Genomic DNA, 14,949 nt, shown 5'->3' on the forward strand with positions numbered 1-14,949 from the left:
CCGCGAACGCCACGCCCGACACGCCTACAAACCCACCGCACCATGCACCTCGAACCATCGAGGGACACACGCAGAGAAGGATCACCATGGACACCATGCTCGCCGGACGCTTCCATCTGGACTCGAAGAAGTTCGTCGTGGAGGAGGTGCCCGTGCCCGTACCCGGCCCGGGCGAAGTGCTCGTCGAGGTGAGGGCAGCCGGCGTCTGCCTCTCCGACGTCCACCTGATCGACGGCTCCCTGGTCCCGCTATTCGCCACCTCCAACGTGGTCACCGTCGGCCACGAGGTCTCCGGCGTGATTCACAGCCTCGGCCCCGGCCTCCGGCGCGGACTGACCGCCGGCACCCGCGTCACCCTGGAAGCCGGCCAGAGCTGTGACCAGTGCGCCGACTGCGCGCGGCGCCGCCCCTGCACCCAGATCCGCACCCGCGGCATCGACTACGACGGCGGTTGGGCCCAGTACACCCTCGCCCGCGAGGACACGCTCATTCCCATCCCCGACCAGCTTCCCTTCGACCAGGCCGCGATCATCCCCGACGCGGTCTCCACCCCCTACGCCGCCGTCGTGGCCACCGCAGGAGTACGCCCCGCCCAATCCATCGGCGTCTGGGGAGTGGGCGGAGTGGGCGCGCACAACATCCGCGTCGCCCGCCTGGTCGGTGCCGCGCCCATCATCGCCATCGACCCGCTGCCCGGCGCCCGGCAGCGCGCCCTGGCCTTCGGCGCGGACCTCGCACTCGACCCGACCGCCGGCGACTTCACCGATCAGATACTCAAGGTCACGGGAGGGCGCGGCCTGGACTTCGCCTTCGACTGTGCCGGCTTCCCGGCGGTCCGCGAGCAGGCCGCCGCAGTGCTCGGCCAGCACGGCGCACTCATCCTGGTCGGCATCACGCCCGAGCCGCTCACCATCAGCGAAGGCCTGACCTTCAACTACCTGTCCAAGCAGGTGCGCGGGCACTACGGCGGCTTCCCTGAGTCCGTCTCCGAACTGGTGCAGCTGGCCTCCAACGGCCGCCTCGATCTGGCGCCCTCCATCACCGACCACATCCCGCTGGCCGACGCCGCCGACGCAATCCACCGGCTGGAGAACAAGATCGGCGATCCGATCCGCCTTGTCCTCGTTCCCTGACAGGCTTTTATGAAGCCAGCCGGGCGCCGGTGCTGCCAGCACCGGCGCCCGGCACCGAATGCCGCGACGCATACGCAGGGCAGACTGGGCGGAGGCGTACAACACCGCTCGCACCACAGGCGCACTCCTGGCCCCCGCTTCAACAGATCGCCTCTCGAGGCGGGAAAGAAGCGCGCCCTCGTCGCGGTCGGGCATACATGTGAGTCGCGGGGTAGACCATCCATCCTCCCTCGCGACGGTGCTCGGACCTCACCAGGGTCCGGCACATGATGGTGTCGAGTCTGGCGGCCGGCGGCTACAGCGTGAACGAGGTTGCCGAACGGATGGGCCGCGATCCGCGACGCTGATGCGCTACCACAGCCAAGTCACGCTGTACGCGTCGCCGGACCGGTGACGATGCTGCGGCGTTGGTCTCGGGTCGGCTTCGGCCCGCTGTGCGCGATCGGACCTTCGGCGCCGACGATCGCGCACAGCGGAGGCGGGCTCGCAGCAGCGACGGTAGTCTGGCCGGATGAATCCAGTTTTGGGCGGCTACTGGAGTGGAGATCGTGCCCGGCAGCCGGTTGAGCTGGGCAAACGCGGCGTAGAAATGGTGCAATCACAGACCCCTTGACTGGGCCACTTTATACTTCTGGCGACCTCGGCAAACGTTTCCTAGTACACCGCTGACCCCCACAGCAACCCCCCCTGGGGGTCAAGGGGTCGCCGGTTCGAATCCGGCCAGCCCGACGGTGTGTAAGACCTGGTAGAAGCCCGTTTCTGGACTCCGGAGACGGGCTTCGATGATCTTCGAGACACGGTTCTTTACACGTACGAGCGTACGGTTTTGACGAATCCCGCCCATGGAACTTGGTGGGTCTCACCTGGCGAAGGCTTCTTTGATCTTGGTCGTGGCGTGACGCGTCCTGGGCGGCATTCTCAGATGCGCTGACGGGCAGCGGGAATTGCCACGGAAGTCTTCATGATCATGCCTGCGGGACGTGCCGGCGGCCCAGTCCGTGAGTGATCAGAATGCGGGTCGTCTGTAGACAGTGGGGACACGCTCGGGACACATGCCCACGCCGTAACCGCAGGTCTTCGGTGCCGCACAGGCTCCGATGAGACGTGTCGCCAGCCTGGACCGAGGTTCCTAGGATGCGTAGGCGGTGTGCTCTGGGCCTCTGGTGAGACAGCTCGGTCTCCGTGGCAGTCACGCCTCGGGAACCCGTGCTGTGCGCAGACCGCCGGCCGCGGTCGAGCACACCGCTCATGGACAACTTGACCCATCGGCCCCAGGGCGCCGAAGACGCCGCCCGCGACTCAGACGGCGGCATAGCCGACCACAGTGACGATCTGCACGATCGGCCCGTAACGGTCTGGCCGGGGGACCGCGCACAGGAACCGAAGGCCGGTTACGCAGTGGTAGGGGGTCACCGGCAGTGCGCATGAGCGGGGTGATGACAGCCGCGCCTCAGTAGGACGAGCCCAGCTTGAACTCGGTTCAGGCCAGTGCGCCAAGGACGAGGATGCGCGGGATGGCCAGATCACGCTGGAAGTGGGCGGACGCTGCCGGCGGGCACGGCAGATCACTGCTCGGTGACCGACGCGTCATGGCCTGTGCTGTCCAGGGCTCTGGAACCGCCCTGGCCGAGCGCGAAACAGCGGAGGTGGAGGTGTTCTGATGGGCAACGAAGTTGACGCGATCGTGCGGGATCTGAAGACGGGTATGTTCGGCTTCCGGCTGGAGATGGGCCGTGGCCGGGACGGGTCGCGGGTGCAGGCACGGCGGTCGGGGTTCGCGACCTTCCACGCCGCGCTGGCCGAGTACCGGCGGCTGTGCGCCCAGCGCGACGCCGGCCAGCCGAAGACGCGCATGACTGGTACGGTTCGGGCGCTGTGCGACGGCTGGTTGCAGGCCCGGAAGCAGGAACTGGAGCCGAACACGCTTCACAACTACCGGTGGCTGCTCGGGTTGACCTACCCGCACGTGGGCCGGTTGCGGGCATCGAGGCTGAGCGCGCGGGCAGTCGAACGGATGTATCGGGCACTGGAAGCCGAAGGCTACTCGCGGACGACCCTGCGCACCCTGGACCTGGTGTTGTCGAAGGCGTTCTACGAGGAGACCGGGCTCAGCTTGGGCACGCGTAAGCCGCGCCTGTCCGACAAACTGCGGCCGGTCTGGACCCTCGATGAAGCCCGGACGTTCCTGCGGCATGTCCAGGGCGACCGGCTCTACCCGCTATGGCGTCTGCTACTGGTGTCAGGGCTACGCCGCGGCGAGCTATGCGGCCTGAAATGGACCGACCTCAACACCGACATGGCAACGCTGAAGGTGCGACGGCAACGGATGGTCGAAGGCTCGGGCAGCGTCGTGCGGGAGAAGCGACCCAAGTCCGACAACGGCATCCGCACCGTCATGCTGGACAGCATCACGCTCAACACGCTGACGCACGAGCGCAAGAACGCCCGCAGCCCGTACATGTTCACCGGCCGCACCAACCGGCCGCTACGGCCCGACAACGTCACCGACCGGTTCAACAAGCTCGCCGCGGCGGCGGGCGTCCGCGCGATCGGGCCGCACCAGGTCCGGCACCTGCTCGCCTCCACCCTGTTGGACTCCGGCTACGGGGTGCATGAGGTGGCCGAGCGGCTTGGACATGATGCGGCCACGCTGATGCGGTACTACACGCGGGTCAACGCCTCACGCCGGGCGCAGGCTGCAGGGGACGTCGCCGCGCTGGTGACCGCAACGCCGTGGGAGAGCGACAGGCTTTGGTGGATCCCGCAGCAGGTCCGGCCATGGAAGCGCGAGCATGCGAGTTCCGCGATGGGTGATGATCGGAAAACGGCCTGTCGGCGGTTGCTGACTTGAACGTCAAAGGGTCGTCGCAGCCGCTGAAGGTAGCTTGACCTGGTCGCTGTTTCCGCTGCGCAAGCTAGCGGTAGCGTTATCGTTCGGTGCCCCTGGCTCTGTTGAGAGCCGGGTGAAGCTTCGGCGCACCCTTTACTGTCCCCATCGGCCGCAAACTTTGCCTAAGCCGCCGGCAAACTCGAGCGAGGCCGTGGACAGCCGTCGTGGCGCCCATGGATAGGTTCCTAGGACGTCAATAGGCACGGTGTCAAAGGCACCCATCGTCTGCACACCAATTCTGCAGACGGTGGAGAGGCTACGGCGACGTGTCAGGTGTGTCAGGTGTGTCGCCTCTATGCCCGTGGTGTTTCGAAGACGACCAAGGCTGAACCCTTACGCCGCTACGCAGCGGTGAGTTGCGCTTCGGGTCGCGCCCCGCTGGTCGAGGGCTGGTCAGCCTTCGGGCCTTCAGCGACAGGTCTGAGCCGCTGTAGCGCCTCTGTTCGGTCCACTCGTCGGTCGTCTCGGCCGACAAACGCACCGACGAGCGCGCAGGTGTGGCCGTACCGAAACTGCTCGGCACGGCCACACCTGCGCAGGCAGATCAGCAGCCGACGTTGTTGCGGAAGTCGGAGACCTGCAGGTCACCGAAAGTGCTGAAGCAGACGAACGAGCTGAAGCGGGTGTCCTGGCTGAGGAAGCGCTTGAACCAGGAGACGATCATCTTGGACAGCTCGCTGTCGGTGGTCTGCGGGAAGAAGTGGCCCTCGCCCTGCAGCTCCAGGTAGGCCTTCGGGCCGGACAAGCTGTTGTAGAACGGGATTGAGTGGGTGGAGACCCCGGCGATGGCGTCGGTCTGCCCGCCGACGATGGCGACGGGCTCGGTGATACCGGACCAGGTCTTGTCGAGGTTCCACGGGGCGATCGGGACGCCGACCTTGACCCGGCCGGAGGTGTCGGCGGCGAGCGCTTCCAGGGTGCCGCCGCCGCCCATGGAGTGCCCGGCGACTCCCCAGCGTTGGGTGTCGGCGCGTGAGCGTACGGCGCTGGGCGCCGAGGAGCTGACCGCCCAGTTCAGCGCGGCGAGCAGCTGCTGGCCGCGGCTGGCGGGCTGGTCGAGCAGGGTGTTGGTCTCGATGCCGACGACGACGAAGCCCCACGACGCCAGGCGCGGGCCCAGCCAGCTGATGCTGGACCAGGTGGCGGTGTAGCCGGGGGAGATGGCGATCAGCGGGTAGGTGCCGGTGGCGGTCGGGTAGTACACCCGGCCGCCGCCGAACCCGGACACCAGCGAGGAGATGCTCGCCGAGGTGGTGGCGAAGCTGCCGTTGCCGGTGATGTTCAGTGAGGTCGGGTTCTGCCCGATCTGGTCGGCGTATGCGGCCGGGGCGGCGCCCGCGATGCTCGTGGAGACCATGCCGATGGTGAGGGCGGTGGTGTAGGCCAGCCTGGCCAGGCGTCGGCGCAGTGGGATGAGAACGGTCATCGTGCGCAACTCCTTCGGGGGTGGGCGGTGCTGGCGGTCGTGCGGGGAGGGGTCGCCGGTGGCACCGATGTTGACCGATGACCGCGAGTCTCGAACGCTGCGCTGCTCTGTCGCGTCGGCAGAATCGCCAGTTAGCCGCCCGCCGAGCAGGACCGCTTCGATCGGCCGGTACTGGCAGGCGAACATGGGGCCGCACCGGGTCCGGCACACGCGGGGGCGCATGACTGCCGCTGAGCGGCAGACCGGCTGCGGGTCTTCGGTGCCAACGGCTCTGGTTCGTCGCGACTATGACCGTGAGTAGCCCGGCGTGCTCGCAAGGTGGCGGATCCGCGATTGTCACAGAATTGTCAAACGAGATCTTGGCGGTGTTCTGACATTTGCGAGGCATTCTCGTCCGATGGTGAAAGTGCTCTACCTGGCCGGATGGGGACGTAGCGGCACCACGATCATCGACAATGTCCTCGGCTCTCATCCTGGCGTGTTCACCGCAGGGGAGCTGTGGTTCCTGTTCGAGCGGGGCTTGCTCGGCGGGCGCAGCTGCGGGTGCGGGCAGCCGGTGCGCGCCTGCGGCCTGTGGCGCGACGTGTTGCGGTGCGCGTTCGGCGACGACATTCCCGACCCACGTCAGATCAAGAAGTGGCAGCGTGACACGGCTCGTGCCCGGCATGCGCCGCGCCTGCTGCGGCAGGGGCACCCTCTGGTGGGGGTCTTCACCCGGCTGTACCGGGCGATCGCCGAGGTGACCGGCGCGGAGCTCGTCATCGACTCGTCGAAACTGCCCTCGGGCGCCGCGGTGGTGGCGCGTCAGCCCGCCGACATCACGCCGTACCTGCTGCAGGTGGTGCGTGACCCCCGTGCGGTCGCGTACTCGTGGCGGCGCCGCAAGAAGCAGCTGGACAGCTCCGCCCCCGACGTGATGCTCGAGCACCGCCCTTACGACAGCGCGATGAAATGGGTGTCGTGGAACGGCCTGACGGAGTGGACGTCGCTGGCGTTTCCGGGCCGCTACCGCCTGCAGCGCTACGAGGACTTCACCGCCGACCCCCGGGGCGTGGTCGACGAGCTGCTGCGGTTCGTCGGTGTCGCTCCGGCGTCGAGCCCGTTCCGCGACGACCGGACCGTTGAGCTGGTGCCGAACCACACCGTGTCCGGCAATCCTGGCCGCTTCCGCTCCGGCACGGTGGAGATTCGCGCCGACGAGACTTGGCGCGACGAGCTGCCGGTCACCGCACGGCTGGCCACCACGGCGTTGACCCTGCCGCTGATGCAGCGCTACGGCTACCCGGGTCACCGACTGGACCGGACACGCTGACGCCGAAGGTCCACCGGTACGAACCCGTTGGCGTCGGGAAGAAGGGACATTCCCGCGGGCGGTGCAGCGTGTAGGGCGGCGACAGGTGTTCGAGCAAACACCTGTTCAGGTCATCGCGACCTGTCGTGCCATGGCCGGCTACCTCGGGCGGTTCGGCGATGCACGGCACGTCACCGAGGCACCCATCCGGAGATGGTCGGCGTGTTCAGATCATCGTCGATGAAGCGGGTTCAGTGCGCGGTGTAGCCGCTTCCGTTCCAGCGGTAGATCGTGTGTTTGATGGTGCCGCCGGCGCAGTCGGGGTTGCAGTCGTTGATCGCCGAGTCGACTTCGTAGCGTCCGTCGCGGTCGGCGTCGGTCAGCGAGGCGCTGTAGAACCGCTGGGCGTACTCGCCGGGCGGGGGCAGCGTGTCGAAGGTGTCGAACCCCTGCGGGCTGGGACGCAGAATGATCACACCGTTGTAGCGGCCGGGGTCGTAGTTGAGGAACAGGTGCCCGGTGCCGTCGATGGCGGGATCGGCGGGCGCTAGCCGGTACCAGGCCCCGGCGCGGTGGCGCCAGCGGACCTTCCCGTCGGCGCCGATCACGGTGATGAACGCGTCGGAGGCACCGACCTGCGTGGGCATCGTGGTGATCAGGACGCTGCGGCCGTACGCCGGGTGCTCGAAGTACACGGTTCCCGTGACCGCGCATGCGGCCGCGCACAGTTCCAGCCGGCGCAGCCCGCCGGCGCCCGGGATCGCCGGATACCCCGACAGGGCGCGGACCTCGTCGGCGACGACCCTGGCCGCCTTCGGATCGCCCCAGTCGCCGGGCAGGAAGTCGGCGAGCTTGATCAGGTACTCGTCAGCGCAGGCGTCCAGCGGCTTGACGGCCGAGCGTGCCGCAGGCTGCCACTGATCGAACTGCCAAAGCTCGAGGTTCTTGTCGGCGAACGTGTCCTGCAGGGCGAGGTTGCGGTAGATCCGGCCGCTGTCGACGTCGACGTCCTGGCAGGAGGGCTTCCACACGCCGAGCTGCTGCGGCCGCCCATCGCCGCGCACGCTGAAGGCCAGCGGCCCGACGAGCGTGTCGGCGAGCTGGTCGGACAGGTAAAATAGCAGGTCGGCGTACTTGAGTACGGCGTAGGCCTGGGCGAGCTGGTGGACCAGGCGGTCCCCGCGGGCGACCAGTTGTGCGGTGGTGCCGGGGTGGGCGCGGATCGCGTGCTGTTCGAGGGCCTCGAAGCGGGCGCCGAATTCGCTGGCCGGGTCGACGATCTCCGTGGCGCAGGAGCCGACGGCGTCGACGACGGCACGGACGATCGTCTCGGGGTCGGCCTTCGGCCGGTTGAGCAGCTCCTTGCCACCGCATTCATACAGCGCCTGAAGCATGGCGTTGATCACAGGGTTGTCGCTGCCACCGGCCGGAAGCTGGTCGAAGATGTACGCGGTGACGTCGACCAGCACGGTGACGGCGTCGACGGTCCCGGTGCCGGTCTGCATCACCGAGCCGGGGGAGTCCGGGCGGCCGATGCCCACGGCGACCTCGGTCAGCGGCGGCAGCAGGAACGAGCTGTCGGAGTCGAACACGTCGTGGGCGGTGCGGTAAATGACCGCCTTCGGGCCGAACTCCTCCCGCCCGGCCCACGTCCACGCCCACGCCGCGTGGTCGGGCTTGAGACGCAGGCGCTGGGTGAAGGTGCGGTTGTTGGCCACCCGGGCGGTGACGATCTCATCGCGGTCGGGTTCGAAGCAGACCCGCAGCGCCGCCGCTGACAGGTCCTCGTCCGGGTCGACGACTCCACGCACCCACGCCGCCAGCGGCTTGCCGCTGCACACAGGCGCGTCGACGCGTTTGCCGAGCAGCTCGCCGGTCCACTGGCTGGCCGAGGCGGCCCAGTCCCAGAATGAGAAGTCCTGCAGCGTCGCCACGAGGAAGTCTCCGTCGACGGCGAGGCGGGCGTCGGAGACCTTCCACATGCGCAGGTCGGCATCCCATCGGGTGAGCACGGCCGATGCCCGCTGCCGCGCCGACAGCTGCGGCACGTTCCACCGCACGGTGACCGGCTCGCGCAGCGGCTGGCCGTGTTCGACGCCTACCGGCTGGCCGAACAGTTCGCCGCCGTGCTCACCGATGGCGGCGACGGGCAGCACGGTGATGTGGCTGCCGTCGGCTACGGCACCAGCCGGTATCTGCATCTCGACGCCGCCGACCTGGACGGTGCCGCCCTCAGGACCGACGCGGGTGCCGTCGCCGGTGACGTGCGGGGCGGGGTCGCTGATCGGCGCCGTCGTGTCGCGGTGGGTCCACCACCAGGCGCCTGCTGCGCCCCCGGCCAGGACCACGACGGCGACGACTGCTGCCAGTAGCCGCTTGCTGCCCATGTCCGCATCTCCTCCCGTACGCCTGACGGTCTCCGGCTCCGCCGTATCGACGCTACGAGATGCGCTGGTCCGGGCACCTCAGTCGAGCACACGGACGTGGTAACCGAAAGACGAGACCGATGCTGCGTACGGACCAGGATGCGGTCGCGGTGTTCGAGCCGACTTGACGGCCGAGGACAGCATCGGAGGAGCCAGTCGCCGCGGTGCGGGCAGGCCCCTACGGCTGCGGCTACGTAGACACTGATGCATGCACATACACCAGCCGCGAACTTTCGCGGCTGCCACCTGAGGGGTGAATGCCACGGCACCTGATTTCCGCCGTCACGGGCTGGCTGGTGTCCGACGGTGGTGGGTAGGCCTTGGTCGTGGCCCGGCGGCTGATGCCGAGGACCCCGCAGCAGGCAGCGCTACGTCGGCTGGGGAGTGATGTCGTCGCCTGCCGAGCGCAGCGCCGTGCCGTCGCCGGACAGCGACATCGGCGTACCGGCAGCCAAGGCGGCCCGTGCGTCGGTGTGTCGCTGGTCGGGGTCCTCCGTGATGTCGATGTCGACGGTCCAGTGCTTGACGGGGGAGTGGCCGGGACGGGTGGGAAGGCAGATGGGTTCCGGTCCGGGAAGAGCAGCGGTTCCCGTTGGTCGCCTTCCCCGCGGACGGTGTGCGGCGGGCTGCCGTCCTGTGCGGCGCAGCCGATGCTGGATCAGATCGCCGAACGTGAAAGTCGCCGCGACCGCGGCGGCCGACGTGCTGCGCGGGCAAGATCGCCAAGCCCACCGCCAACCTTGCCCTGGCCCAGACCGAGCTGGCCGAACTCGCCATCACCCGCAGGACACTGCAGAGGCTGACCTGCCGGGCCGAAGCCGTTTCCTCTTCAACGGGAGCGGACGAGGCTCGTGCGAGGGAGCGCGCCGGTGGGACTGCACCCCTCGAGCAGTCCCACCGGCCGAGTTTGGACCGCCGCAACCCCTCACGGCGGCGACTCTGAACTCTTCAACGTGCGAGAAGGCTCCGAGATACGAGAACTGGCCGAGGAGGTACGCACGCTGCAGGAGGAGATGTCGGCGAGCTAGATCGCCGCGCCGCCCTCAGGCACCCGGGGTGCTGAGGGCGGCGCGCGCTTGCGATGCCGCTGCGGCCATATTTGGCGCGTCGTGACGGAGGGACTCACGCCCGGCCTGACTCGGCGACCATCACCTGGTCCTGTCGGTAGGGTTCGTGGAACGCCGCCGTTCGCCGTCGGCCATTCGAGCTGTCGACGTCATGAAGGACCCATCGTCCGGCACGGTCCGTGGGCATACTGTGCCGGGGCCGCCGCTAACCAGCGGGCGGGCGCGCACGATGGCGCGAGCCGTTGGCCTAGATGGAAGCGCACCTGCACCTGACGCGAGGTTGGCGTGGGCGAGGCGGCGCCCTTCCATGGGCGGGCGTGCAAATCGCCGGCCGGCGCTGCTCGTGCGCCTGGACGGCGAGATCGACGGCATCCTGGCGGCCGACGTCGGCAACGACCGCATCACCGGCCTGTACTACGTACGCAACTCTGAGAAGCTGACCCAGCTCGCATCGGAAACGCCGCTCACCCTCCGATGAGGTGATCGAGGGGTGTATCAGGCGAAGTGGCGGTCCGTACGCCACGCTTCGGCGTTGTCGCGCCACATCAACCAGGAGCGCACCAGCATGGCCGAGCCGCCGATGCCGAGCGCGCCGGCGAGGACGAACATCAGCAGCGGCAGCACGTGGTCACCGCCCATCCTCGCGTCACGCACGATCGTGGCGGGAGCCTGCGGGTCGTAGACGACCGTGGGAGTGTCGCCGACCTCAGGTCGGGGACGCCAGTAGTAGTCATGGACCTCCGTGGTGACGCGGCGCCCGTCCGCCGTGGTGAACAGCACGGTCACGGAGGAGTCCCGCCCCCTGCTGTCTACCTTCACCACGACTGCCGGAGCACGCACTCCATGCTCGTCGAGCCGGCGTGTCTGATACCTGCTCGCCTCAGCCATGAGGACGAACACACAGGCCACGGCAATGTTGAGGACGAGGCTGAGCAGCGGGTGCCGAAGCCAGAAGCCCGGATGCCAGCGGCTGTGCGGCCGCGCACGGTGGGACCGCCGACGTCGTGTCATCACGACATTCTGCGACCGTGGTTCAACCGCGCCACACATCGTGCGGGATCGGCCGCGCCCACGACCGGCCCGGTGGCGCGGCTCGTGATCATGGCCGCTCCGCCGTCACCGGCGCCGGATCGGACTCCGCGGGCCCGGTCATCGCTTTCAGGGCGCCACGCCAGCCGCCGCCGGCGCGTTCGAAGATGCGGGCGACGAGGATGTCGGTGGAGGAGTGGGCCAGGATCGACAGCACGATGGTGAGGGCGACGAGGTGGAAGACGTCGTCGGCGCCGGGGATGGCGGCTTCGAGCACGAGCAGGCCGTACACGACCGAGGCGAAGCCTTTGGGCCCGAACCACATCGCGGCGGCCTGCTCACGCAGCGACAGCCCGGAGCGCAGGAAAGACAGCCACAGCGCGATCGGCCGGGCGGCGATCAGGGCCAGCACGGCGAATGCCCATCCCGTCCAGGAGATCTCGCTGAGGAACTGCACGGAGATGAGCGCGCCGAAGACCAGCAGCGCGGCGAGTTTCAGCAGCTCGGAGATCAGCTCGCCGAAGTGTTCGAACGCCTCGCGCTGGCGGGGGCCGAAGGTGGCCACGGTGATGCCGGCGGCGAACGCGGCCAGGAACAGGTTGGCGTGGGTGGCGTAGCCCAGGGCGAGCACGAGCAGGCCGATGGCGATGGCGTTGAGCGGTTCGTACTGGGTGGAGGCGGAGAAGAACCGGCGGCGTTCCAGCCACAGGGCCAGCCAGGGCACCGCGACGCCGATGGCGACGCCAAGGGCGAGTTCGGTGCCGAGTTCGGGCAGGTGTAGGTCGTCGGAGCCGGCGGCGACGGCGAGGAACAGGATGACGAACGGCAGGGCCAGGCCGTCGTTGACGCCTGACTCGACGTTGAGTAGGTGGCGTAGCCGGGCGGGGACCTTGTCGTTGCCGACCAGGGCTGCGGCGAAGACGGGGTCGGTGGGGGCGAGGATCGCGCCGACCAGCAGCGCCTGGGGCCACGCGAGGCCAGCGATGTAGTGGGCCAGCAGCGCGGTGATCAGCAGGGTGAGGGGCAGGCCCCAGCCCAGGGCGCGGCCGGGTAGTTTCCAGGCGGTGCGCAGGTCGGCCCAGCCGACGCGCATGCCGTCGGTGAACAGCACCGCGAACAGGGCGAGCTCGGCCAGCGTCGCGACGATCGGGGAGTCGGCGGTGAGGTCCAGCACCCCGAGGGCGCCGGGTCCGAGGGCGAATCCGGCGATAAGGAACAGCACCGCGGTTGACAGGATCGTGCGGTGGGCCAGGCTGGACAGCAGCACTGCCGCCAGCAGCACAGCAGCGAAGCACAGCAGCAACATCTCGTACTCCTGAAAGTCGGGGTACTGCCAAGTGCGGCGGGTCGGAGCCGAACCGTTTTGCGGGTGCCGCCGCCGCACGAGTAGAGCGCAAGTGCACGGGTGGCGTGACAGGAGCCGCAGCGGACAAGCCGCGCCTGCGGTGCGATGAACCGGCAGACGCGGGCCATCGCGGGCTTCTTGACGATGGTGGTCAGGGTCATGGTGTTGCCGCGCCCGGTGCTGGCACCTGCCGAGGTAAGTGCTGCTCGGCCACCGACGGTTCCGGCGCCGGTTCGTCGTGTCCTGCGACCTGCTCGCGAAGTTGCGCGACCTCTTGTCTGAGCATGCCGAGCTCGGTGAGCACCTGCGCGATGTCGTCCTTGGTGGCGTCGCGGGTGGTGTTCTCGGCGATCGCGATCCGCTCGACGATCCAGCTGGCCAGTGACCCGGTCACGAAACCGATCAGGCCGATGCCGCTGATCATGAGGACGAGCGCGACCAGCTGGCCGGTCATGGTGACGGGGTAGTGGTCGCCGTACCCGACGGTGGTGATGGTGACCACCGCCCACCACAGCGCGTCGGGGTAGGTGTCGATGTTCGTGCCGGGATGTCGGCGTTCGGCGTCGAGGATCGCCAGCGCGGCCACGGCGACGACGGTCGTCGTGGCTCCGGCGACGTACACGGCGAGCCTGCCGCGGGTCCACTGCTCCGCCCGCCGGTTCAGGTTGGTCAACGCCGCGAGCAGGCGCAGCACCCGCAGCGGCCGGATCATCGGCAAGACGAGTACGGCGAGGTCGAACACGTTCTGACGGACGAACCGCCAGCGCCGTGGCGACAGCAGCACCCGGGCTGCGTAGTCGACGCCGAACATCGCCCAGATGCCGAAGTCGGCGACCCGGCACAGGCGGTCCAGCGAAGTAGGCAGGGCGGGCCACAGGATCGGCACGGCGTAGGCGGCCAGGAAGACGACGGCCAGCGCGGTCAGCGGTGCGGCGGTGTGCTGCTCCCACCGCCGCACCGCGTGTTCACTGCGCAGACTCACCGGGTGAGCGTGCCGCCGCAGGCCGCGCACGGCAAGGCCGGTCTGGGCCGATTGCCCTGGTCGGCGAGGTTCATGAGCTGATCTGTCATGAGATCGTCATGAACGGCCGGTAGATCGACTGCCGCGACGGCCGGATCCGGTCATACGAATCGGTTCAGCGCGTCAGGGGCGCCGTCGGGTGCTCGGCGAGACCGGACTAGGAAGGTCGCCAGCGGGGTAGCAGTATGTCGCGCATGGCGTTGGCCAGCCAGTCGCGGTAGGCGGCGGGCCACCCTGATTCGTCAACCAGTGCCGCGTAGTGGGCAGGGTCGTTGAGTAGCCACATCAGGTCAACGGCCTGATCATCCGTGTAGTCCGGTGTGAGCGGGCCGAGTGCGGCGGCGTGTGCGATGACCATCCGGGCTCCGGCGCGCCGGTTGGACTGCACGGTCTGCCAGAGTGCGGCGACCTCGGGGGATTCGTCGGCGGCGCGGCGCACGATCTCGAACACCGCCGCGGCGCGCTGGCCGATCAGCACGCAGACGTCGGCGTACGCGTCGAGCGCCTGCGCCGGCGTGGTGGCCTGCCAGACGGGCTGGAACCAGGGCCGCCGCAGCCAGGGCCCAGTTGAACGCGAACCGCCCTGCACCGGCATGCCGATGCAGGTCACGGTCCTGGGCCGGAGTCGGGTCCAGGGCGAAACGATACGCCTGCACCACCACTCCACCAGCCACATCGGACATGCGGCCAGGCTAGACACCGGGTACGACAACTCTCGCCACGACCCACCAGGCACCACCCTCGCCCGAGTACACCAACGAACACTGGAGCACACCAAAGCTCAATCAACTACCAGCAGTTAGCAACCCTTCGTGTGGTGTGGCGGCGACGGCTCGGGCGAGGAGTTCGTCGAGTGCGTCGTGCACCGGGTGGGCGGCGGTGCCATCGGTGATGTCATCGGGACCTCGGTGGACGGCGGCGAACAGCGATACGATCCGGCAGGTCAGCCGACCTCATGACATTTCCGTGAAAGTCGAGCCGGCAAGCACGCGGCCGCTCGGCAAGATAGGTCGCCTGTGATCTGCTTTGCTGAGCGAACGGCCGAGCATCGTCGCGCGCGATCGGCACCTGCCCCTGTTGCGCGCGCACGCTGGGCCAGACGGAGGTGGCATGTGGTTCCTCAAGGCGGTCCGGTGCTGGTAGCACGGTGGCAGGTGCCCGTGGTCGAGGTGGTCATCCAGGGCGACCTGGATGCCGGCTCCGTCGAGGAGGCGGAACGGGTGATAGGCGAGGGCGGTGCGGCTGCGGCCGCGTCAGCTGGTCGTTGATCTTAGGCGGTGCCGCACCGTCGACACCAAAGGCGCCATCCTGCTCGTCGAGA

General features: G+C 68.6%; 12 protein-coding genes. 5 read left to right on the forward strand and 7 right to left on the reverse strand.

What is annotated here, in order from left to right:
* Positions 1-86 precede the first annotated feature (86 nt).
* Both CS0771_RS23070 and CS0771_RS23075 read left to right on the forward strand, forming a co-directional pair.
* The gene (locus CS0771_RS23070; protein ID WP_244870966.1) at positions 87-1,133 is read left to right on the forward strand and encodes a zinc-binding dehydrogenase; all 1,047 of its coding nucleotides are present in this window, start codon (positions 87-89) and stop codon (positions 1,131-1,133) included.
* A 1,660-nt stretch (positions 1,134-2,793) separates the two neighbouring features.
* Positions 2,794-3,984, forward strand: coding sequence for a site-specific integrase (locus CS0771_RS23075; RefSeq protein WP_212842942.1), 1,191 nt, complete (start codon positions 2,794-2,796; stop codon positions 3,982-3,984).
* 583 nt (positions 3,985-4,567) lie between these two features.
* On the opposite strand, the gene CS0771_RS23080 is transcribed toward CS0771_RS23075, so the two are convergent.
* Entirely contained in the window at positions 4,568-5,449 is an 882-nt protein-coding gene (locus tag CS0771_RS23080; RefSeq protein WP_212842943.1) for an alpha/beta hydrolase, read from the reverse strand.
* A 397-nt stretch (positions 5,450-5,846) separates the two neighbouring features.
* On the opposite strand from CS0771_RS23080, the gene CS0771_RS23085 reads away from it, so the two are divergent.
* On the forward strand, positions 5,847-6,761 hold the full coding sequence (locus CS0771_RS23085; RefSeq protein WP_212842944.1) for a sulfotransferase domain-containing protein: 915 nt from the start codon (positions 5,847-5,849) through the stop codon (positions 6,759-6,761).
* A 230-nt stretch (positions 6,762-6,991) separates the two neighbouring features.
* Here CS0771_RS23085 and CS0771_RS23090 read toward each other — a convergent pair whose 3' ends face one another.
* Positions 6,992-9,127 (reverse strand): hypothetical protein, encoded by a 2,136-nt coding sequence (locus CS0771_RS23090; RefSeq protein ID WP_212842945.1) that lies wholly within the window; start codon positions 9,125-9,127, stop codon positions 6,992-6,994.
* Between the two features lie 407 nt (positions 9,128-9,534).
* Complete coding sequence (locus tag CS0771_RS39700) at positions 9,535-9,828, reverse strand: dsRBD fold-containing protein (protein WP_212845991.1); 294 nt, start codon at positions 9,826-9,828, stop codon at positions 9,535-9,537.
* A 712-nt stretch (positions 9,829-10,540) separates the two neighbouring features.
* Between CS0771_RS39700 and CS0771_RS23100 the strand changes: the two genes are divergently transcribed.
* Positions 10,541-10,711, forward strand: a complete 171-nt coding sequence (locus CS0771_RS23100; protein ID WP_212842946.1) for a hypothetical protein — start codon at positions 10,541-10,543, stop codon at positions 10,709-10,711.
* 17 nt (positions 10,712-10,728) lie between these two features.
* Here CS0771_RS23100 and CS0771_RS23105 read toward each other — a convergent pair whose 3' ends face one another.
* The 4 genes from CS0771_RS23105 to CS0771_RS38920 all read right to left on the reverse strand — a co-directional run bounded on the left by CS0771_RS23105 (position 10,729) and on the right by CS0771_RS38920 (position 14,311).
* Positions 10,729-11,283 carry a DUF3592 domain-containing protein gene (locus CS0771_RS23105; RefSeq protein WP_371821452.1) on the reverse strand — a complete coding sequence of 185 codons (555 nt, stop codon included), beginning with the start codon at positions 11,281-11,283 and terminating at the stop codon, positions 10,729-10,731.
* Positions 11,284-11,332: 49 nt separating this feature from the next.
* Entirely contained in the window at positions 11,333-12,568 is a 1,236-nt protein-coding gene (locus tag CS0771_RS23110; protein ID WP_212842948.1) for a sodium:proton antiporter, read from the reverse strand.
* Between the two features lie 196 nt (positions 12,569-12,764).
* Entirely contained in the window at positions 12,765-13,589 is an 825-nt protein-coding gene (locus tag CS0771_RS23115) for a potassium channel family protein (protein ID WP_244870967.1), read from the reverse strand.
* A gap of 341 nt (positions 13,590-13,930) precedes the next feature.
* Positions 13,931-14,311 (reverse strand): helix-turn-helix domain-containing protein, encoded by a 381-nt coding sequence (locus tag CS0771_RS38920; protein WP_244870968.1) that lies wholly within the window; start codon positions 14,309-14,311, stop codon positions 13,931-13,933.
* Positions 14,312-14,761: 450 nt separating this feature from the next.
* Here CS0771_RS38920 and CS0771_RS39295 point away from each other — a divergent pair, with 450 nt between their 5' ends.
* A complete protein-coding gene (locus CS0771_RS39295; protein ID WP_256442830.1) occupies positions 14,762-14,896 on the forward strand; it encodes a hypothetical protein in 135 nt (44 codons plus the stop codon).
* The last annotated feature ends 53 nt before the right edge of the window (positions 14,897-14,949 follow it).

It is taken from the genome of Catellatospora sp. IY07-71, assembly GCF_018326265.1.
In the GTDB taxonomy this organism is placed as follows: domain Bacteria; phylum Actinomycetota; class Actinomycetes; order Mycobacteriales; family Micromonosporaceae; genus Catellatospora.